General features: G+C 65.5%; 18 protein-coding genes. 6 read left to right on the forward strand and 12 right to left on the reverse strand.

Features of this window, described 5'->3' with window-relative positions; translation table 11 throughout:
• Window positions 1–88: 88 nt before the first annotated feature.
• Together IVA96_RS31775 and IVA96_RS31780 are read left to right on the forward strand one after the other, a co-directional pair.
• On the forward strand, window positions 89–334 hold the full coding sequence (locus tag IVA96_RS31775; protein ID WP_018644993.1) for a PilZ domain-containing protein: 246 nt from the start codon (window positions 89–91) through the stop codon (window positions 332–334).
• A gap of 80 nt (window positions 335–414) precedes the next feature.
• Window positions 415–1,188 (forward strand): tetratricopeptide repeat protein, encoded by a 774-nt coding sequence (locus tag IVA96_RS31780; protein WP_247276587.1) that lies wholly within the window; start codon window positions 415–417, stop codon window positions 1,186–1,188.
• Window positions 1,189–1,268: 80 nt separating this feature from the next.
• Here the strand turns inward: IVA96_RS31780 and IVA96_RS31785 are convergent, their stop codons facing one another.
• From IVA96_RS31785 to rsmI, 7 genes are all read right to left on the reverse strand, one after another.
• Complete coding sequence (locus IVA96_RS31785) at window positions 1,269–2,558, reverse strand: AAA family ATPase (protein WP_247276586.1); 1,290 nt, start codon at window positions 2,556–2,558, stop codon at window positions 1,269–1,271.
• Window positions 2,555–3,289 carry a CpaD family pilus assembly protein gene (locus IVA96_RS31790; RefSeq protein WP_247276585.1) on the reverse strand — a complete coding sequence of 245 codons (735 nt, stop codon included), beginning with the start codon at window positions 3,287–3,289 and terminating at the stop codon, window positions 2,555–2,557. The genes IVA96_RS31785 and IVA96_RS31790 overlap by 4 nt, the downstream gene beginning before the upstream one ends.
• A gap of 57 nt (window positions 3,290–3,346) precedes the next feature.
• Window positions 3,347–4,864: a type II and III secretion system protein family protein gene (locus tag IVA96_RS31795; RefSeq protein ID WP_247276584.1), complete on the reverse strand. Its 1,518-nt coding sequence runs from the start codon at window positions 4,862–4,864 to the stop codon at window positions 3,347–3,349.
• A gap of 13 nt (window positions 4,865–4,877) precedes the next feature.
• Entirely contained in the window at window positions 4,878–5,690 is an 813-nt protein-coding gene (gene cpaB / locus IVA96_RS31800; protein WP_247276583.1) for a Flp pilus assembly protein CpaB, read from the reverse strand.
• A gap of 364 nt (window positions 5,691–6,054) precedes the next feature.
• The gene (gene gshB, locus IVA96_RS31805; protein ID WP_247276582.1) at window positions 6,055–6,999 is read right to left on the reverse strand and encodes a glutathione synthase; all 945 of its coding nucleotides are present in this window, start codon (window positions 6,997–6,999) and stop codon (window positions 6,055–6,057) included.
• Window positions 7,000–7,009: 10 nt separating this feature from the next.
• On the reverse strand, window positions 7,010–7,411 hold the full coding sequence (locus tag IVA96_RS31810; protein WP_247276581.1) for a YraN family protein: 402 nt from the start codon (window positions 7,409–7,411) through the stop codon (window positions 7,010–7,012).
• Window positions 7,398–8,348, reverse strand: coding sequence for a 16S rRNA (cytidine(1402)-2'-O)-methyltransferase (rsmI, locus tag IVA96_RS31815; protein WP_247276580.1), 951 nt, complete (start codon window positions 8,346–8,348; stop codon window positions 7,398–7,400). Before rsmI ends, IVA96_RS31810 begins: the two co-directional genes overlap by 14 nt.
• 338 nt (window positions 8,349–8,686) lie before the next feature.
• Between rsmI and IVA96_RS31820 the strand changes: the two genes are divergently transcribed.
• Entirely contained in the window at window positions 8,687–9,907 is a 1,221-nt protein-coding gene (locus tag IVA96_RS31820; protein ID WP_247276579.1) for a penicillin-binding protein activator, read from the forward strand.
• A 3-nt stretch (window positions 9,908–9,910) separates the two neighbouring features.
• Here IVA96_RS31820 and hemW read toward each other — a convergent pair whose 3' ends face one another.
• Genes hemW through rph form a run of 3 tightly spaced genes read right to left on the reverse strand, consistent with a single transcriptional unit; the run spans window position 9,911 to window position 12,411 of the window.
• Window positions 9,911–11,065, reverse strand: a complete 1,155-nt coding sequence (hemW, locus tag IVA96_RS31825; protein ID WP_247276578.1) for a radical SAM family heme chaperone HemW — start codon at window positions 11,063–11,065, stop codon at window positions 9,911–9,913.
• Complete coding sequence (gene rdgB, locus IVA96_RS31830; RefSeq protein ID WP_247276577.1) at window positions 11,052–11,687, reverse strand: RdgB/HAM1 family non-canonical purine NTP pyrophosphatase; 636 nt, start codon at window positions 11,685–11,687, stop codon at window positions 11,052–11,054. Before rdgB ends, hemW begins: the two co-directional genes overlap by 14 nt.
• A 10-nt stretch (window positions 11,688–11,697) precedes the next feature.
• Window positions 11,698–12,411: a ribonuclease PH gene (rph, locus tag IVA96_RS31835; protein ID WP_247276576.1), complete on the reverse strand. Its 714-nt coding sequence runs from the start codon at window positions 12,409–12,411 to the stop codon at window positions 11,698–11,700.
• 167 nt (window positions 12,412–12,578) lie between these two features.
• Here rph and hrcA point away from each other — a divergent pair, with 167 nt between their 5' ends.
• Window positions 12,579–13,667: a heat-inducible transcriptional repressor HrcA gene (hrcA, locus tag IVA96_RS31840; protein ID WP_247276575.1), complete on the forward strand. Its 1,089-nt coding sequence runs from the start codon at window positions 12,579–12,581 to the stop codon at window positions 13,665–13,667.
• A 93-nt stretch (window positions 13,668–13,760) separates the two neighbouring features.
• Window positions 13,761–14,378, forward strand: coding sequence for a nucleotide exchange factor GrpE (grpE, locus tag IVA96_RS31845; RefSeq protein ID WP_247276574.1), 618 nt, complete (start codon window positions 13,761–13,763; stop codon window positions 14,376–14,378).
• 60 nt (window positions 14,379–14,438) lie between these two features.
• Here the strand turns inward: grpE and pncA are convergent, their stop codons facing one another.
• Entirely contained in the window at window positions 14,439–15,161 is a 723-nt protein-coding gene (gene pncA / locus IVA96_RS31850) for a bifunctional nicotinamidase/pyrazinamidase (protein ID WP_247276573.1), read from the reverse strand.
• A 143-nt stretch (window positions 15,162–15,304) separates the two neighbouring features.
• Window positions 15,305–16,246 (reverse strand): hypothetical protein, encoded by a 942-nt coding sequence (locus IVA96_RS31855; RefSeq protein ID WP_247276572.1) that lies wholly within the window; start codon window positions 16,244–16,246, stop codon window positions 15,305–15,307.
• A gap of 394 nt (window positions 16,247–16,640) precedes the next feature.
• Here IVA96_RS31855 and dnaK point away from each other — a divergent pair, with 394 nt between their 5' ends.
• Window positions 16,641–18,542, forward strand: a complete 1,902-nt coding sequence (gene dnaK, locus IVA96_RS31860) for a molecular chaperone DnaK (protein ID WP_247276571.1) — start codon at window positions 16,641–16,643, stop codon at window positions 18,540–18,542.
• The last annotated feature ends 189 nt before the right edge of the window (window positions 18,543–18,731 follow it).

Consider the following 18,731-nt stretch of genomic DNA (forward strand, 5'->3'; position numbering starts at 1 on the left):
CGAGCGGCTCTCCTCAGCACATTCCAACGAATGTCCGCTACTCCTACCCTTGCGGGATGGGCCGTGGTCTAACGGGTGAAGAATTCAAATGCTTGCAAATCGCCGGAGAAGCGAACGTCGGGTATGCAGCCGGCTCGCCAAAATCCACTTTGGCGCGGGCTCGCTGCCGCGCGACTGCACGATCACGGATATCTCGGATGGCGGCGTGAAAGTGGTGGCGGAATTCCTGGAAGTGCCGCCGCAATTCACCATCATCTTCGCGCCCGATTATTCCCGCCAATGCCGCCTGCGCTGGCGCATCGGCTGCGAGTTCGGCGCGGAGTTCGTCGATTAGGCCTTAATGGCCGCGCCTCCTTAACGGGGCTTTAGCGTTAATGGGTAAGCATCTCTGATCAGTCGCCGAGTGATCAGAGTATGTCCAAGCGTCCGTCTCCCGCCTCTCCTTCGGCGAAATTCCTGCTTCCCGCGTTGATGGTGCTTGTCCTCGCCGGCTGCCAGACCAATGGCATCGAGGATGTCACCGGCGCGCTCGGCGTTAGATCTGAAGCCAGTGTGAAGGCCGACGCCAAGCCGGACATGGACACCTTGCGCGAACGCTATCGCGCCAAGCCCGGTGATCCCGGCGTTGTGCTCGCCTATGGCAAGGCGCTGCGCGAGAGCGGCCAGCGGGCGCAGGCGGTCGCGGTGATGGAGCAGGCCGTGCTCGGCCATCCCAGCAACAAGGCATTGCTCGCCGGCTATGGCCGCGCGCTCGCCGACAACGGCAATTTCCAGCAGGCCTTCGACGTCCTCGGCCGAGCGCATACGCCCGAGGATCCGGACTGGCGCATCCTGTCGGCGCAGGGCGCGGCGCTCGATCAGCTCGGCCGCAATGAGGAGGCGCAGCAATATTATGCGACCGCCTTGAAGATCGTGCCCGACGAGCCGCAGGTTTTGTCCAATCTCGGCCTGTCTTACATGCTCCAGAATAATCTGCCGCGGGCGGAGGAAACGATGCGCCGCGCGCATGAGCGCAATCCCGCCGATTCCCGCGTGCGCGCCAATCTCGCGCTGGTGCTGGGGCTGGAAGGAAAGCAAGCCGAGGCCGAGGCCATCGTGAAGGCCGACCTGCCGCCGGACCAGGCGGCGGCAAAGGTCACGGCGCTGCGGCAATTGCTGGCGAAGAAGCAGCAGCGGGCGGACAAATAGCTCGCGCCGTTTGGATTCTCGTTTTTGGCGCGCTTTCTTGACGCGAACCGGGATCCGTCGCTCGAAAACGCTTGCCGCCCCTACGACGCCTTGCGATGCGGGGCGGATCCGCGGCCCGACCTGCCCTTCAGCTTCTTCAGCAGCGGGCCGAGCAGCGAGCGCTTCGGCTTCTTCACCTCGCCGCGGCCGGCGAGGCGGTTGGCCATGTTCTGGAACAGAAGGGTGGTGCGGTGGCTCTTGGAGACCTCCGCGATCATCTGGCCGTTGTTGGCGGCGGTCGAGAACAGCTTCGAATCGAACGGGATCACCGCGAGCGGCTGGCTCTCCATGGTCTTGGCGAAAGCTTTGACCTCGATCTCCGCGCGCTTGTGCATGCCGACCTGGTTGAGACAATACAGCGGCGGCCGGTCGTTCGGGCGCGCCGCCTTGAGCACGCTCAGCATGTTCTTGGTGTTGCGCAAATTGGCGAGATCGGGCTCGGCCACGATCACGATGTCGTCGGCGTTGACCAGCGCCCGCCGCGTCCAGCCCGACCATTGGTGGGGTACGTCGAGCACGATGCAGGGCGTGGTCATGCGCAGCGTGTCGAACACCGCATCAAAAGCTTCGGCGCCGAAATCGTAGACGCGGTCGAGCGTCGCGGGGGCGGCCAGCAGGCTGAGGCGCTCGGTGCATTTGGCAAGCAGGCGCTCCATCAGCGCCGTGTCCGGCCGGTCCTGCGATAGCACCGCGTTGGCGATGCCCTGCAGCGGATCCTGATTGTAGTCGAGGCTCGCAGTACCGAAGGCGAGGTCGAGATCGATCACGACGGAATCGAGCGCGAGGTCGCGGGCGATGGTCCAGGCCACATTGTGCGCGACGGTGGACGCGCCGACGCCGCCCTTGGCGCCGACCACCGCGATGACGCGGCCGGTGATGATGGCTTCGGATGCCGAGAACAGGCTACAGATCGAGCGGACGACGTCGAGGGTTTCGACTGGCCCGACCACGTAGTCGTTGACGCCGCGGCGGACCAGCTCGCGATAGGGCGCGGTGTCGTTGGGATTGCCGATCACCACGACGCGGGTGCCGGGGTCGCAGACGCCGGCGAGGTCGTCGAGCCCCTCCAGGATGTCACGCGTGCCGTCGGATTCGATCACGATCACGTTCGGCGTCGGCATCGTTTCATAGACTTCGATTGCCGCAGCGAGACCACCGTCCCTGGCAGTGAGATGCGCCTTGGCGAGCCGCCGATCCTCCCCCGCCGCGGTCACCGCGGCGAGCGTCTGCTCGGTCTCGCAAAAAGCCTGCACCGAGATGCGAGGAACCGGTGCAATGTGTTCGTCGGGGTGCCGCGGATCGTCCGCTTCTTCGTCGTGGATGCCAGTCATTTGCCGGTGTCGCTGAGTTTGGCCTTGTCGGCCTCGGGATAGGAGGTCGCGGTCGTCGAGCCCTTGCGATAGCGGTCGAAGGCGATGTCGCGCCGTGCGGTGTAGGCGGGCGTCTCGGCGCGCGGCTGCTCGAGGTCGGCCGGATTGTCGATCATGGCCGCGAGGTTGCGCTGGCTGGCGCAGCCCAGATTGAAATACGGCCGGTTCTCATTGTAGCCGGGGTCGAGGATGTTCGGACCAACGTCTTCCGGCCACAACCCGCAGGGTCCGGCCACTGCGCTGAGTTTGGAATAGCTCAGCCGGATCGTCGGCAGGAGGCCGGGGTCTTCGGGACGATAGGGATGCTGGAGGATGGCGCGCGAGGGCACGTCGCCGGATGCGAGCACGGAACGGATTTCTCGATAAGTCGCCGCCGCGGCACGCGAATTCGCGGTGTCGACGGGCACGTCGACGACGACGGAGCCGGTGCCTTCGCGCATCCAGTCCCGGGCAATGCCTGCGACATCCGCGTGCTGCGCGGCCGAGAGGCCGCCGCGCGCCTTGCCGACGAAGATCACGATCGAGCGCCTACCCTCCTGCACCGCGATCGGGTGGCGCTGGCGATAGTCGGTCGGCACTGTCTGAGTGACGATTTCACCGGTGGTGTTGCACGCGCCCAGCATGACGGACAGCCCCGTCAGCACCAGCGCGACGCTCAAAGGGCGGCGTCGGTCGGCTATCGTCCTCGTCATCGCTTGATTCCCCTCTTGCCCCGTTTCTGCTCCGGTCCCCAGGCCGTCCGCTCGTCGTCAATCGATGATGAAGCCGAAATCGCCGGGCGTGCCGTTGATGGGATCGACGCGGCGCGTGATGCCATAAAGGCGGTTCATGCGGCCGAGCAGCGCCGTCTGCGCGTCGGAGGCCGGCGCGAAACCGTCGTCGGGCCGCGACAATTCCTTCTGGGCGACGGCGCGCACCACATAGGGCGTCACGATCACCATCAACTCGGTTTCGTTGTTGACGAAGTCCTGGCTGCGGAACAGCGCGCCGATGATCGGCACCTGGTCGACGCCGGGCAGGCCGTTGATCGCCTGCTTGGTCTGCTGCTGGATCAGGCCGGCCATCGCCATCGAGCCGCCGGAGGGAATTTCCAGTGTCGTTTCGGCTCGGCGGGTCTGAACCGAGGGGATGGTGATCGAGTTGCTCGAGGTCGAGGACACCGCCTGCGTCAGTGTGATCGCGTTCGTATTCGACAGCTCCGAGACCTCGGTCATGACGCGCAGGCTGATGCGGCCTTCGCTGAGCACGACCGGCGTGAAGTTCAGGGAGATGCCGAACTTCTTGTAGGTGACCTGGGTGGTACAGACGTGGGTGACCGGATCGCAGGAATAGCCGGCCGGAATCGGGAATTCGCCGCCGGCGATGAAGGTGGCGGATTCGCCCGAGATCGCGGTCAGGCTCGGCTCGGCGAGCGTACGCATGACGCCGGCGCTTTCCATCGCACGCATCGTGGCGCTGACGGTGGCGACGCCCTTGGCGAGACCGGCGACTCCAAGTCCGTTGCTCGCGACGATCGGTCCGCCAGACACCGAGAACGGGTTGGAATTGTTGAAATTCACCACCGCGGTGCCGGCGTTCAGGCTGGCGCTGAGATCCACGCCCAGCTGCTTGACGATATCGCGGCGCACTTCGCCGACCACGACCTTGAGCATCACCTGGTCGCGGCCGCGAACGACGATGTTGTTGACGACCTTGTCCGAGCCGCCGACGAGCTTTGCGGCGACGTCGCCCGCCTGCTGTGCCTCGACCGGGCTCGAGACCGAGCCGGTCAGCATCACGCTGTCGCCGATGCCTTCGATCTGCACGCCCGGCAGCGACTGGCGCAGCGCGGCGCGCATGCCGTTGAGGTCGCGCTTCACCGCGATGTCGTAGGAGGCGACCTGCTGGCCGTCGGCGGTGAAGAACACCACGTTGGTCTGGCCGACTTGGCCGCCGATGATATAGGCGCGCTGCGCCGAGCGGATTATGGCATTGGCGATCTTGGGATCGGCCACCAGCACGTCCTTGACCTCGCGCGGCAGGTCGATGACGACGGACTTGCCGACGCCGAGCGACAGAAAGCGCGTCCGCGCCGGCGCGATCGTCGCGACCGAGGACACACCGAGATCAGGCGCCTGCATCGGTGCCTGATCGCCGACCGGGGCATCCGCGGCACTGAGCCGGTCGGAGGCTGCGAGCAGCCCCAGCAGCAGCATCGTCCCCGCCAAGACCGAGCGCGCGCGCTTCCCCCGAATGCGCAGGCCCGTCCGATCATCCCCGTAGTTCATACTGTCCCCATCATCACTTCTGTGACGTCAGTTGGCGCGCCTGCACGCCATAACGAATTACGTTCACGCCACCGGGACGCTTGACCGCCTGGTCCTCGGGCGACCCGTCGACTGCGTTGGCATCGACGATGCTCCGCAGCGCGAGCTGGAGCGTGCCGCCCTGGCGCGCAGCCGACAGCGTGGCGACCTGGTCGGGCTTGAGCTCGAGCGTGACGGTCTTGCCGATCACGGCGGTCTGGCCGTCCTTTTCCTTCGGCGCCTGGTCGATCGCGAGCACGCGGATGTTGGTCAGAATGACCTCGGACACGATGAGGTCGTTGCCGCCGGTCGATGCGTTGGTATCGGGATTCTTCAGGCGGCGGGTCAGCACGATGTCGACGCGGTCGTTCGGCAGGATGAAGCCGCCGGCGCCGGTCTCGGCTGAAATTTCGGTGGACACGGCCCGCATGCCGGAGGGCAGGATGGCAGCCATGAAGCCGGAGCCTTCGGCCCTGACCAGCTTCTGCTCGCGGATCGGCTCGCCCTGCATCAACGGCACGCGCGCGATCGAGCCGGCGATCTGGGTCTGCGCCTCGGGCCTGCTGTCGCGGCGAATGAACGCGTTGCTTGCCGTCGCCGCCGGCCAGACCTGCCATTGCAGATCCTCGGGCTTCACGGCCTGGCCGAGCCCGATGTCGGTTTTCGCGACGAGAACCTCGACGGTCGGCAGTTTCTCGGTGACGGGCAGAACGGGCGCGGGCCCATTCTGATAGCCGCTCGCCAGATACGCAGCGACGCCCCCGGCGGCGAGCGCGATGACGAGAACGACAAGGCGTGCGGTATTCATACGCTTCTACTCATACGCGGGGCACTCGAACCGCACGTGGCGGGTCCCCCGTGTCGATGAGTAGGGAGGAAAAGTATAAGGGGTGTTGCGAGGCCGGATGTGATGGCCAGTGACGGTGGTGGTTTTCGGCTGATGGTGAACGCGGCGTTATTCAACCGGCCAACGGCCCCGTAGATTTACGCAAGCCAGCCTATTCGTTCGCATGACAGGCGCGGCGTCATGGTGAACGGGTGGTTAGTGATGTGGGGGCGTGCAGCGGCGGGGCTGCCTACGAGATGGGCCGCGCACAACACCAAAGGATGTCGTCCGTCCTTCCGGGACGAGCTGGGAGAGATTGCGCGTCCTCTAAATTTCCGCAGCGCCCTTACTTCGCCCGCTTCTGCTCGATCGCGTCCCAGATCTTCGCCGCCACGTCGGGCCCGCCGAGCCGCGCGATGGCGCGGATGCCGGTCGGCGAGGTGACGTTGATCTCGGTGAGATTGCCGTTGATGACGTCGATGCCGACGAACAGGAGGCCGCGCTCGCGCAGCGCCGGGCCGACGGCGGCGCAGATCTCGCGCTCGCGCGGGGTGAGCTCGGTCTCCTGCGCCGCGCCGCCCCGTACCATGTTGGAGCGGAGGTCGTCCGCGGCCGGCACCCGGTTTACGGCGGCGGCGAACTCGCCGTTGACGAGGATGATGCGCTTGTCGCCGTGCTTCACCTCGGGAATGAACTGCTGGATCACCCAGGGCTCTTTGAACGTCACCGAGAACATGTCGAACAGCGAGCCGAAATTCATGTCCTGCGGCATCACGCGGAACACCGCGGCGCCGCCATGGCCGTGCAGCGGCTTCATCACGACGGCGCCGTGCCTGTCGCGAAAGGCGTTGATCTCATCTAATTCGCGCGAGATCAGGGTCGGCGGCATCAGCTGCGGAAAGTTCATCACGAACAGCTTTTCCGGCGCGTTCCGTACCGAGGCGGGATCGTTGACCACCAGCGTCTTCGGATGAATGCGCTCCAAAAAATGCGTCGAGGTGATGTAGGCGAGATCGAACGGCGGGTCCTGGCGGAGCAGCACCACGTCAAAGCCGTTGAGCGCTTCGCGCCTGGGCTCGCCGAGCGTGAAATGGTCACCCGGCTCGTCGCGCACGGTGAGGAGCTGAACCGGAGCGACGATCTCGTCGCCGACCATCGAGAGCTTGTCGGGGGTGTAATAGGACAGGCCGTGGCCGCGCTTCTGTGCCTCCAGGAGCAGCGCAAAGGTGGAATCGCCCTTGATGTTGATGCGGGCGATGGGGTCCATCTGGACGGCGACGTTGAGTTTCATGGTCTGCCTTTCAGGTCGAGGCGTCGAATGCCGCCAACACATGGCGTGGAAGTGATCGCGGCGCAATCAGCATGGCGTCGAATCGCAATTCGAATTCGGCATGCTCGGGATGCGCCACGAGCCAGCCTTGCGCGGCGTCGATGATGCGCTGCTGCTGGCGCGGCGTCACCGCGAAGGCGGCGTCATCCAGCGTCGCCCGCGCCTTGACCTCGACGAAGGCGATCAAATTGCGGCGGCGCGCCACGATGTCGATTTCGCCATGCGGGGTGCGATAACGTTTGGCGAGGATGCGGTAGCCCTTGGCCATCAGATAGGCGGCGGCGCGGCTCTCGGCGGAGATGCCGGTCCGGAACGCGGCGATGCGCTCGGGCGAGGCGACTTTCGGTTCCGCCGGGACCTCAGTCTTCGCCATCGCCGCCCCGCAGGTCTTTTGCGAGCTCGAGCGCGCGGGCATAGACCTCGCGCCGCGGGCGGCCCGAGAGTGCGACCGCATGTGCCACGGCATCCTTGACGCTGCGCGCGGCCAGCTGCTCGCGCAGGAGCTGGTCTAGCGCATCCGACGTCAGCACCTCGGCGTCGGCCGCAGGTGGGGCGATCACCAGCACGAACTCGCCGCGCGTCTCCAGCGTATCCGCCTCGCGAGCCAGCTCGCTCAATGTTGCGCGCGAGATCTCCTCATGAAGTTTGGTCAGCTCGCGGCAGATCGCGGCGTCGCGCGTCCCCATGATCTCGGCGAGATCGGCGAGCGCGTCCTGCACGCGGTTGCCGGATTCGAACATCACCAGTGTCGCATCGATGCGAGCCAGCTCAACAAGGCGCGACCTGCGCGCCGCCGATTTCGACGGCAAGAAGCCCTCGAAGAAAAAGCGGTCGGTCGGCAGCGCTGCGACCGATAGCGCCGCCAGCACCGAGGAGGGGCCGGGCAGCGCATAGACCGCATGGCCGGCGGCGCAGACCTCGCGCACCAGCTTGAAGCCGGGATCGGAGATCAGCGGCGTCCCGGCATCCGACACCAGCGCGACCGAGCCGCCTGCCGCAAGCGCCTCCAGGATCTTCGGACGCGCGGCTTCCGCGTTGTGCTCATGATATTGCTTGAGCTGCGCTGCGATGGCGTAACGCTCGGTCAGGCGCCGCGTGATGCGGGTGTCCTCGCAGGCGATGACGTCGACGCCGGCGAGCGTCTGAAGCGCACGCAGGGTGATGTCGCCGAGATTGCCGATGGGGGTCGCGACCAGATGCAGGCCCGGCGCGGCCTTCGCCACCGCAAGCCGATGGGCGTCGATGGAGAAGCCGCGCAAGGTGGCGTCTTGAGCTTCAGGCGTATTTATCGGGGCCGGCTTTGCGCGCATAATGAAGTCAACTTAGGCACGATCCGCAGGGCTGGGAACCAGCTCTTCGAAAAAGATCGGGCCGAGGTGAGGGGCGAGGAACGGACGGGAATGTGATCGATGCGGGGTCACGTTGCGCGGGAGCAAGGCCCTCGCGCCATATTCGCGACGGAAACCTCCCTTGATGCTGCGTAAGTGACGGCCAGCGGTGGGCCAGGATAGGAGGGTGGTCGCGTTAAGTGGCGATTATCCTTTTGTTTTGGTTAACTGTTTGCCGACAATATGCCTGAATCCGCGGCTTGCGTCGTGGAGCAATGTGGTGACCGGCTGGGCGACGGCCGGTCGGAAGAGAATCTGCGATGGTGGGCCCGTCTAGTTCGAAGTCTTCCGGTCCGGCGCCCCGATGGCCCGGGGCAACCCGCCGGAGCGCGCTTGGCCTGTTGCTCGGCGCCCCCTTGCTGTCGGCCTGCGCCGGCGTGCAGCAGAGTCTCAGCCAGTTCTCCAGCTCCGCGCCACCGGCGCAGCCGGCTGGTCCGCCCCAACAGGGCACGACCGCTGGCACCGGTGGGGTCAAGGTCGCCGTGATCCTGCCGCTGTCGGCGGCTGGCAATGCAGGCCTCGCGGCGCAATCCATGCGCAACGCCGCCGAGATGGCGCTGGCCGAGTTCCAAAACCCGAACATCCAGCTCCTGATCAAGGACGACAATGGCAGCCCGCAAGGCGCGCAAGCTGGTGCGCAGCAGGCGGTCGACGAGGGCGCCGAAATCATCCTGGGACCACTGTTCGCACAATCGGTGCCGGCGGTGGCGCAGGTCGCGCGCACGCGCGGCATCTCGGTGATGGCATTCTCGACCGATTCCAGCATCGCCGGACGCGGCGTCTATCTGCTCAGCTTCCTGCCGGAGTCCGACGTCAACCGCATCGTCGAATATTCCGCCAGCATCGGAAAGCGCTCCGTTGCCGTGCTCGTGCCCGACAACGCCTATGGCAACGTGGTCGAAGCCGCCGTGAAGGCGGCAGTGCCGCGGCGTGGTGGGCGCATCGTCGCGTTCGAGAAATACGGCGCCGACCGCGCCACCCCAGCTCGAACCGTGGCGCAGCAGCTCGGCAGTGCGGACGCGCTGTTCATTGCCGACGACGGCGATGCCGTGGTTTCAGTGGCGGATGCGATGACTGCGGCGGGTGCGAATTTGCGCAACATCCAGCTGCTCGGCACCGGCCTGTGGGACAATCCGCGCGTCTATGCCAGCGCAGCGTTGCAAGGCGGCCTCTATGCCGCGCCGGATCCGGCCGGCTTCCGCGCCTTCTCCGGCCGTTACCGCACCAAATATGGCGCCGAGCCGGTGCGCACTGCGACGCTCGCCTATGACGCGGTCGCCCTCGTCGCCGCACTGGCGCGCACGCAAGGCACGACGCGCTTCTCGCCCGACGTGCTGACCAACCCCTCAGGCTTTGCCGGCATCGACGGCCTGTTTCGCTTCCGCCCCGACGGCACCAACGAGCGAGGACTTGCGGTGATGAAGGTGACGACCGGCGGCGGGGTTGCGGTGGCAGGCTCGCCGAAGAGTTTTGGGGCGTAGCGCTTACGCCGCCAGATCCGCAACCACCGCATCCAGCACGGGGAAGCCACTGCTCGTCACGCGCAGCCGGCCCGTGGCGTCCACCGTGATCGCGCCTTCCTCGCGCAGCAGCGCAATGCGGCGGGGGTCGAGCGGGCGGCCCGAGAGGGCTTTGTAGCGCTCAGGGTCGATTCCCTCGGCGAGCCGCAATCCCATCAGCAAAAATTCGTCGGCGCGCTCCTCGCTGTTGAGGAGCTCGTCGGTGACGACGCCGTCGCCGTTGGTCTCGACCCGCATCAGCCAGGCTTCGGGGCGCTTTTCGGTGGCGGTGGCGTGCCTGATACCATCGATGTCGAGGCGGCCATGCGCGCCGGGACCGATGCCGGCATATTCCTCGCCGCGCCAATAGACCAGATTGTGCCGGCACTCGGCGCCGCGCCGCGCGTGATTTGAAATCTCGTAGGCGGGCAGGCCGAGCTTGTCGCAGGTCTCCTGCGTCACGTCGTAGAGCGCGCGCGCGACGGCTTCGTCCGGCGTCTTCAATTTGCCGGCCTGGTGCAGGCCGAAGAACGGCGTGCCTTCCTCGATCGTCAATTGATAGAGCGACAGATGCTCGGCCGCTTCATCGATCGCGAGACGCAGCTCGTCCGCCCACATCGCCGGCGTCTGGTCGGGTCGGGCGTAGATCAGGTCGAACGAATAACGGTCGAACGAACGGCGCGCGATGGCGACGGCATCGAGGGCCTCGCGCGCACTGTGCATACGGCCGAGCGCCTTCAAGGAGGCATCGTCGAGCGCCTGGACGCCGAGCGAGACGCGGTTGACGCCGGCGGTGCGATAACCGGCAAAGCGTGTGGCTTCGACGCTGGTCGGGTTTGCCTCCAGCGTCACTTCGACGTCGCCTGCAACATGCCAGTGCTTGCCGATCGCATCGAGCACCGCGCCGACGGTTGCGGGCTGCATCAGCGATGGCGTGCCGCCGCCGAGGAAGATCGAGGTCACTTCACGGCCGGGTGCGCGCTCAGCCGTGGTTGCGATCTCGCGGGCGAAGGCGGATGCAAAGCGCGCCTCGTCGATCGCGGCGTGGCGGACATGGCTGTTGAAGTCGCAATAGGGGCATTTCGACAGGCAGAACGGCCAATGCACGTAGACGCCGAAGGCTTCCTTAGCGCGGCTCAAGGCAGATCTCCGCCAGTTTTACGAAGGCGCGGGCGCGATGCGACAGGCCGAGGCCGAGGGGCGGCAGGCCGTGCTTCTCGATGCTCTCCATCTCGCCGAAGGTGCGGCTATGGCCATCGGGCAGAAACATCGGATCGTAGCCGAAGCCGGCGGTGCCGCGCGGCGGCCAGACCAGCGTGCCGTCGACGCGCGCCTCGACCTCTTCGCGATGATCGTCGGGCCAGGCGACGCAGAGCGCCGAAACGAAATGGGCCTTGCGCTTGTCGGGCGTGGTCGCGCCGCGCTCCTGGAGCAGGCGCTCGATCTGCGCCATCGCCGCTGCGAAGTCTTTGTTCGGCCCGGCCCAGCGCGCGGAGAAAATGCCGGGCGCGCCGTCGAGCGCGTCGACCACGATGCCAGAATCGTCGGCGAAAGCGGCAAGCTTGGTCGCCTGCGCCGCCGCGATCGCCTTGATCGCGGCGTTGCTGCGGAAATCGTTGCCGGTCTCTTCGGGCTCGGCCAAGCCGAGCTCACCAGCCGACACCGCCTCGATGCCGTACGGCGCAAGCAGCTCCCGCATCTCGGCGAGCTTGCCGGGATTGTGGGTGGCGATGACGAGCTTGTCCGTGATTCGGCGGTGCATGGCCTATTGACTACGCCACAGCCAGTTTCTGCAAGTCCGCCAGACGCGCGACGCCCTTGCGGGCCAGCGCCATCAGCGCCAGGAACTCGGTTTCGGTGAACGGCTCGCGTTCCGCGGTGCCCTGCACCTCGATGATGCGCCCATCGCCGGTCATGACGAAATTGGCGTCGGTTTGGGCTTCCGAATCCTCGGCATAGTCGAGATCGAGCACCGGCGTGCCATTATAGATGCCGCAGGAGATCGCGGCGACGTTGTCGCGCAGCACATTGGCCTTGATCATGTTGCGCGCCTTCATCCAGTTGATGCAATCGGCAAGTGCGACCCAAGCGCCGGTGATCGCAGCCGTGCGGGTGCCGCCGTCGGCCTGGAGCACGTCGCAATCGACCGTGATCTGCCGCTCGCCGAGCGCTTCGAGATCGACGATGGTACGGAGGCTGCGGCCGATCAGGCGCTGGATCTCGACGGTACGGCCGCTCTGCTTGCCGGCGGAGGCCTCGCGGCGGGTGCGTTCTGAGGTCGCGCGCGGCAGCATGCCGTATTCGGCGGTGACCCAGCCGCGCCCCTGGCCCTTCAGCCACGGCGGCAGGCGGTCTTCCAGCGTGGCGGTGACCAGCACATGAGTATCGCCGAATTTCACCAGGCACGAGCCTTCCGCATATTTGACCACGCCGCGCTCCAGCGTCACGGGGCGCAATTCGTCGGGCGCACGGCGGCTTGGCCGCATGGGAAGTCCTCCAAAAACTCACGGGAAAGGCTATTCGCGGTGCTTGTAGGTGGGGTGAGGGTGGGCGGCAAGGTTTTTTCACCCCTGATTTCGGGCCCGCAAACGCCACGCTTGTCAGAAGCGTCCGGGATGGACAAATTATGAGTATCTGAGAGGAGTTACCGTCTGTGGCCCATCACGATCCGATGCATCTGATCGCGCCGCGCGCAGGCCTTGCCCAGCTCAACGAGCGTTCCCGCGACATCTTTCGTCAAATTGTCGAAAGCTATCTCGCGACCGGTGAGCCGGTGGGCTCGCGCAATATCTCGCGCCTGATCGCGATGCCGCTGTCGCCGGCCTCGGTCCGCAACGTCATGGCCGACCTGGAACAGCTCGGCCTGATCTATGCGCCCCATACGTCCGCCGGCCGGCTACCGACGGAACTCGGACTGCGCTTCTTCGTAGACGCCCTGATGCAGGTCGGCGACCTCACCGAGGCCGAACGGCAATCCATCCAGAGTCAGCTTTCGTCGGTCGGCCAGGCGCAATCGGTCGAGGCGGCGCTGGACCAGGCCTTGATGCGGCTGTCGGGCCTGACCCGTGCCGCCGCGGTCGTGCTGACGCCAAAATCCAACGCCCGGCTCAAGCACATCGAGTTCGTTCGTCTGGAACCGGAGAAAGCGCTGGTGATCCTGGTCGGCGAGGATGGCCAGGTCGAAAACCGCGTGCTGACGCTGCCGCCCGGAGTTCCCTCCTCGGCGCTGACCGAAGCCGGCAATTTCCTCAATGCACGGATTCGTGGCCGCACGCTGGCCGAAGCGCGGCTCGAGCTTGAGACCGCACTCGGCGAGGCCCGGGCCGAGCTCGATCAGCTGACGCAAAAGGTGATCGCGGCCGGCATCGCGAGCTGGTCCGGAGGCGAGAACGAGGACCGCCAGCTCATCGTCCGAGGCCACGCCAATCTGCTGGAAGATCTGCACGCGCTGGAGGACCTCGAGCGGGTGCGCCTGTTGTTCGACGATCTCGAGACCAAGCGCGGCGTGATCGACCTGCTCGGCCGGGCCGAGACCGCGGAAGGCGTGCGAATTTTCATCGGGAGTGAGAACAAGCTGTTTTCGCTGTCGGGCTCCTCCACGATCATCTCGCCCTATCGGGATGCCGCCGGCCATATCGTCGGCGTTCTCGGCGTGATCGGCCCGACGCGGCTGAATTATGCCCGTGTGATCCCGACGGTGGACTACGCCGCCCGCATCGTCAGTCGGCTTTTGGGGGGCTGACCGGCGTTCCCGATCACGGGCGCTTGATTTTCGTACGCTTAGGCACGATATCCGGGCCAACAATCCCTGGAAACGAGTTCGAGATTAGAGCCGATGACCGATCAAGACCGGCAACCCGAAGACACGACCGCGCCGACCGGCGAGCCGGTAGTGTCGAAGCCTTACATCATGCCCGACGATCCCGAGCCGGGCTCGGTCGAGACGTTGCAGAAGGAAGCGGCCGAGGCGCGTGACCGCATGCTGCGGACGCTGGCCGAGATGGAGAATTTGCGCAAGCGCACCAGCAAGGAGGTCGCCGACGCCCGTCTCTACGGCATTACCGGCTTTGCCCGCGACGTGTTGGACATCGCCGACAACCTCCAGCGCGCGCTCGATGCCGTACCGGCCGAGGCGCGTGCCGCGGCCGATCCCGGCCTGATCTCGCTGATCGAAGGCGTCGAACTCACCGAGCGCTCGCTGCTCAACGCGCTGGAAAAGCACGGCGTCAAGAAGTTCGATCCGCAGGGCCAGAAGTTCGATCCTAATTTCCAGCAGGCGATGTTCGAAGTCCCCGATGCGTCGGTGCCATCGGGCACCGTGGTGCAGGTCGTGCAGGCCGGCTACACCATCGGCGAGCGCGTGCTGCGTCCCGCCCTGGTCGGTGTCGCCAAAGGCGGCGCGAAGGCCGCGCCCGCGGCCAACACCAACGAGCCGAACAGCGCGGCAAACTGAACCTTGGCCTCATTCCGGGTTCGGCTCTTCGGGCCGCCCCGGAATGACTGCGCGAAATTATTACGCGGTCACCGCGATATCCGCAGACTGAATCCGCTTCACGCCGGCCTTGGCCATATCAGCCCAGGCCTTTGCCAGCGAACCCTGCGTGTCGATGCCGCGGCAGGCGTCCTCCACCACATAGACCTCGAAGCCCGCCTTGCGCGCATCGAGCGCGGTCCAGGCGACGCAGAAATCCGTGGCGAGACCGGCGACGAAGACGCGCTTGATCTTGCGGCCCTTGAGATAGCCGGCAAGGCCCGTCGAGGTCTTGCCGTCGGCTTCGAGAAAGGCCGAGTAGCTGTCCACCTCCTTGTGAAAACCTTTGCGGATGATCAGTTCGGCGTGCGGGATCGCAAGATCCTTTGACAGCGCGGCGCCGTCGGTGCCCTGCACGCAATGGTCCGGCCACAGCACCTGCTTGCCGTAGGGAAGATCGACGGTCTCGAACGGATTCTTGCCGGAATGCACCGAAGCGAACGAGATGTGCCCGGGCGTATGCCAGTCCTGCGTCATCACCACGTTCGCAAACGCTTTTGCGATCTTGTTGATGACGGGCACCACCTGCTCGCCTTCCTTCACCGCGAGGCTGCCGCCGGGCAGGAAGCAATTCTGCACGTCGATCACGAGCAGCGCGGAGGCTTCGTCAGGCTTGATTGACGCGGCCGCAAACAGCGCGGTTGGTGCGAGGCCCGCGAGCGCCGTGGTCGCAAGCGCCGCCAAGATGTGTCGCCGATCCAGCATCGTTCGTCTCCCCTCCAGGAATGAACCCAATGGAGGCCAAGCCTAGTTCCGCTTGTGTGCGAACAGAAGCCCGAAAATGCAGTCGGTCTTGGCGAGGGGTTGGGCTTGGGTCGGCGGATCCTCACCGCTCCCGCGTACGGGAGCTAGCCCTTCGGCTGAATGCCGTCGCGCACGGCGCGGAAGCGGGTGAAGGCGCTTGGCCATTGGTCGCGCGGGGCGCTGGCGATGATGCGCAGCGAGGTGCCGCCGCTTGAAAAGCGGATCCACTGCACCACCGTCACCGGAACCTTGTCCTTGCCGCTGACGCCGTCGATCCGGGTCTCGAAACCCTGCTGGCCGTTGATGCGGATCGGCTCGGACATGGTGACGCGCGACTCGCGCACGCCGGGGATCTGGAGCGCCGCTTCCTGGGCGAAGCGGGCGCGGTCGTCGGTCTGCTGGGGGGTGGCGCCAATCAGGCCGAGGATCATGAACGGCTTCGATTCATAGCCCGTGCTCTCGTCGCCGTCGGCCAGGATGATGCTCGAGCCCGGCGCCAGCGTACGGATGTCCTTGAAGTCGGCGAGATCGGTGATCTTGAACGGCATCAGCGCGATCTGCTCTTCGGCCGAGACCTGCTTGCGGGTGACGGCGGTCGCAAACATCTGGCGCACCGCTTCATCGCTGTAGATCTTGGTCGCATTCTCCGGAATCTGCACCGCGACATAGCCGGAGAAGCCGGCGCCCGGCACAATCATCGAATAGCGCCTCACCGGGGTATCGCCGGCCTTGCCGCTTTCGGTGGTGAAATAGGCAAGGCCCGCGGGGGTTTCGATCTTGTCCTGCTTGACGCCGTTCGCACCGGCCGGATTGGAATTGAAGGCGCTCACGACCTCGCCATAGGCCGCCGGCGGCAGCTCGGTGATCAGCACCTTGACATTGCCGTCCTCGCTCTCGAAGCCCGGAAAGGTCTTGGCCGTGCTCAGCCCGATCAGCGGCACCATGCCGAGGCGCAAGCCAGGCGGGTAAACGGCGTCGGCGGCAAGGGCCGGAAGCGCCGAGGCAATGAGGATGGCGAGCGCGGCGAGGGGACGGGTCAGCTTCATGGGCACTCTGATTGGTTCACATTGAGGCCGTTCGATGGTCGGCCACCGGGCCGCATTGTCGCGCGGAGCAGCTGTGCTGCGGCTGCCCGGCCGGTCCGCCTTTTAGCGGGTTTGGCCTTGTCGTAACAGGGTGGGGCAGATTGCGCTGGCGGGGCTTGCTGAGACCCGAACCTGTTAATATTTCCTCACCCGCAAGGGCGGTTGAGCCCGGATATGATCTTCCAAAACCCAATGTTTTCACGGCCGAAACTTGCGTTCGGTCCTTGCGGGCCCCTCCCCCCCTCCTATATGAGCCTCAATCATCGCAATATCGCGGATGTTTGATCTTAGGGGGTTTGGATCGGGTGCCTTCTGGGCCCAACCAACCTGCCGCAAAAAGAAGGATATCAGGACCATGGGAAAGGTCATTGGGATCGATCTCGGCACCACGAACTCGTGCGTCGCCGTGATGGATGGCAAGAACGCCAAAGTCATCGAGAATTCCGAAGGCATGCGCACGACGCCTTCGATCGTCGCCGTCACGGATGACGGCGAGCGCCTCGTCGGGCAGCCGGCCAAGCGCCAGGCCGTCACCAATCCCGAGCGCACCTTCTTCGCAGTGAAGCGCCTCATTGGCCGCCGCTACGACGATCCGATGGTCGAGAAGGACAAGAAGCTCGTTCCGTACAAGATCGTGAAGGCTTCCAACGGCGACGCCTGGGTCGAGGCCGACGGCCAGACCTACTCGCCCTCGCAGGTTTCGGCGTTCATCTTGCAGAAGATGAAGGAGACCGCGGAAGCCCATCTCGGCCAGAAGGTCGATCAGGCCGTCATCACCGTTCCCGCCTACTTCAACGACGCCCAGCGCCAGGCAACCAAGGACGCCGGCAAGATCGCGGGCCTCGAAGTGCTGCGCATCATCAACGAGCCGACTGCGGCCGCGCTCGCTTATGGCCTCGACAAGACCAAGGCCGGCACCATCGCGGTGTACGACCTCGGCGGCGGCACCTTCGATATCTCCATTCTCGAAATCGGCGACGGCGTGTTCGAGGTGAAGTCGACCAACGGCGACACCTTCCTCGGCGGCGAAGATTTCGACATGCGCCTCGTGGGTTATTTGGCCGACGAGTTCCAGAAGGAGCAGGGCATCAATCTGCGCAACGACAAGCTCGCTTTGCAGCGCCTGAAAGAAGCCGCTGAAAAGGCCAAGATCGAGCTGTCCTCGACGACGCAGACCGAGATCAACCTGCCCTTCATCACCGCGGACCAGACCGGGCCGAAGCATTTGACGATGAAGCTCACCCGCGCCAAGTTCGAGGCGCTGGTTGACGACCTCGTGCAGAAGACCATCGAGCCCTGCCGCAAAGCGCTGAAGGACGCCGGCATCACCGCCGGTGAGATCGGCGAAGTCGTGCTGGTCGGCGGCATGACCCGCATGCCGAAGGTCCAGGAGGTCGTGAAGCAGCTGTTCGGCAAGGAGCCGCACAAGGGCGTCAACCCGGACGAGGTCGTGGCGATCGGTGCTGCGATCCAGGCCGGCGTGCTCCAGGGCGACGTCAAGGACGTGCTGCTGCTCGACGTCACCCCGCTGTCGCTGGGCATCGAGACGCTGGGTGGCGTGTTCACCCGCATCATCGACCGCAACACCACGATCCCGACCAAGAAGAGCCAGGTGTTCTCGACCGCCGAGGACAACCAGAACGCGGTCACCATCCGCGTCTTCCAGGGCGAGCGCGAAATGGCGGCCGACAACAAGATGCTCGGCCAGTTCGACCTGATGGGCATTCCGCCGGCGCCGCGCGGCATGCCGCAGATCGAGGTGACCTTCGACATCGACGCCAACGGCATCGTCAACGTCTCGGCCAAGGACAAGGCCACCGGCAAGGAGCAGCAGATCCGCATCCAGGCCTCGGGCGGCCTGTCGGAAGCCGACATCGAGAAGATGGTCAAGGACGCCGAGGCCAATGCCGAGGCGGACAAGAAGCGCCGCGAGGCGGTGACCGCCAAGAACGAGGCGGATGGCCTGGTGCATTCGACCGAGAAGGCGCTGGCCGAGCACGGTTCGAAGGTCGCCGAGAGCGAGCGCCGCGCCATCGAGGATGCCGTCAGCGACCTCAAGGAAGCGCTGAAGGGCGACGATGCCGAGGCGATCAAGGCCAAGACCCAAACGCTGGCCCAGGTGTCGATGAAGCTCGGCGAGGCCATGTACAAGCAACAGGCCGAGGCCGACGCCAAGAAGGATGCGGCCAAGGACGACGTTGTCGATGCGGAATTCACCGAGGTCGACGACGACAAGAACAACAAGAAGTCCGCCTGAACCCCGAGAGGGTAACGATGCGGACGGCTTGGACCCCACACGCGCTACCGACCTCCCCCCTCGCGGGGGAGGCCGCCGCGTCGGGACGGGCGGGCAAGGCGCCCGTTACGATCGATCAATTCTCAGCCGTTATGCTGAACGCCGCTGTGCCGTCTTCCGCCGTAAGGCGGAGGGACGCTCATGTCGTCG

This window comes from Bradyrhizobium sp. 159 (assembly GCF_023073795.1).
In the GTDB taxonomy this organism is placed as follows: Bacteria; Pseudomonadota; Alphaproteobacteria; order Rhizobiales; family Xanthobacteraceae; genus Bradyrhizobium.

Coding starts and splice junctions, on each gene's coding strand:
- IVA96_RS31775 (WP_018644993.1), top strand. CDS start 89: ATGCTTGCAAATCGCCGGAGAAGCGAACGTCGGGTATGCAGCCGGCTC.
- IVA96_RS31780 (WP_247276587.1), top strand. CDS start 415: ATGTCCAAGCGTCCGTCTCCCGCCTCTCCTTCGGCGAAATTCCTGCTT.
- IVA96_RS31785 (WP_247276586.1), bottom strand. CDS start 2,558: ATGACTGGCATCCACGACGAAGAAGCGGACGATCCGCGGCACCCCGAC.
- IVA96_RS31790 (WP_247276585.1), bottom strand. CDS start 3,289: ATGACGAGGACGATAGCCGACCGACGCCGCCCTTTGAGCGTCGCGCTG.
- IVA96_RS31795 (WP_247276584.1), bottom strand. CDS start 4,864: ATGAACTACGGGGATGATCGGACGGGCCTGCGCATTCGGGGGAAGCGC.
- cpaB (WP_247276583.1), bottom strand. CDS start 5,690: ATGAATACCGCACGCCTTGTCGTTCTCGTCATCGCGCTCGCCGCCGGG.
- gshB (WP_247276582.1), bottom strand. CDS start 6,999: ATGAAACTCAACGTCGCCGTCCAGATGGACCCCATCGCCCGCATCAAC.
- IVA96_RS31810 (WP_247276581.1), bottom strand. CDS start 7,411: ATGGCGAAGACTGAGGTCCCGGCGGAACCGAAAGTCGCCTCGCCCGAG.
- rsmI (WP_247276580.1), bottom strand. CDS start 8,348: ATGCGCGCAAAGCCGGCCCCGATAAATACGCCTGAAGCTCAAGACGCC.
- IVA96_RS31820 (WP_247276579.1), top strand. CDS start 8,687: ATGGTGGGCCCGTCTAGTTCGAAGTCTTCCGGTCCGGCGCCCCGATGG.
- rdgB (WP_247276577.1), bottom strand. CDS start 11,687: ATGCACCGCCGAATCACGGACAAGCTCGTCATCGCCACCCACAATCCC.
- rph (WP_247276576.1), bottom strand. CDS start 12,411: ATGCGGCCAAGCCGCCGTGCGCCCGACGAATTGCGCCCCGTGACGCTG.
- grpE (WP_247276574.1), top strand. CDS start 13,761: ATGACCGATCAAGACCGGCAACCCGAAGACACGACCGCGCCGACCGGC.
- pncA (WP_247276573.1), bottom strand. CDS start 15,161: ATGCTGGATCGGCGACACATCTTGGCGGCGCTTGCGACCACGGCGCTC.
- IVA96_RS31855 (WP_247276572.1), bottom strand. CDS start 16,246: ATGAAGCTGACCCGTCCCCTCGCCGCGCTCGCCATCCTCATTGCCTCG.
- dnaK (WP_247276571.1), top strand. CDS start 16,641: ATGGGAAAGGTCATTGGGATCGATCTCGGCACCACGAACTCGTGCGTC.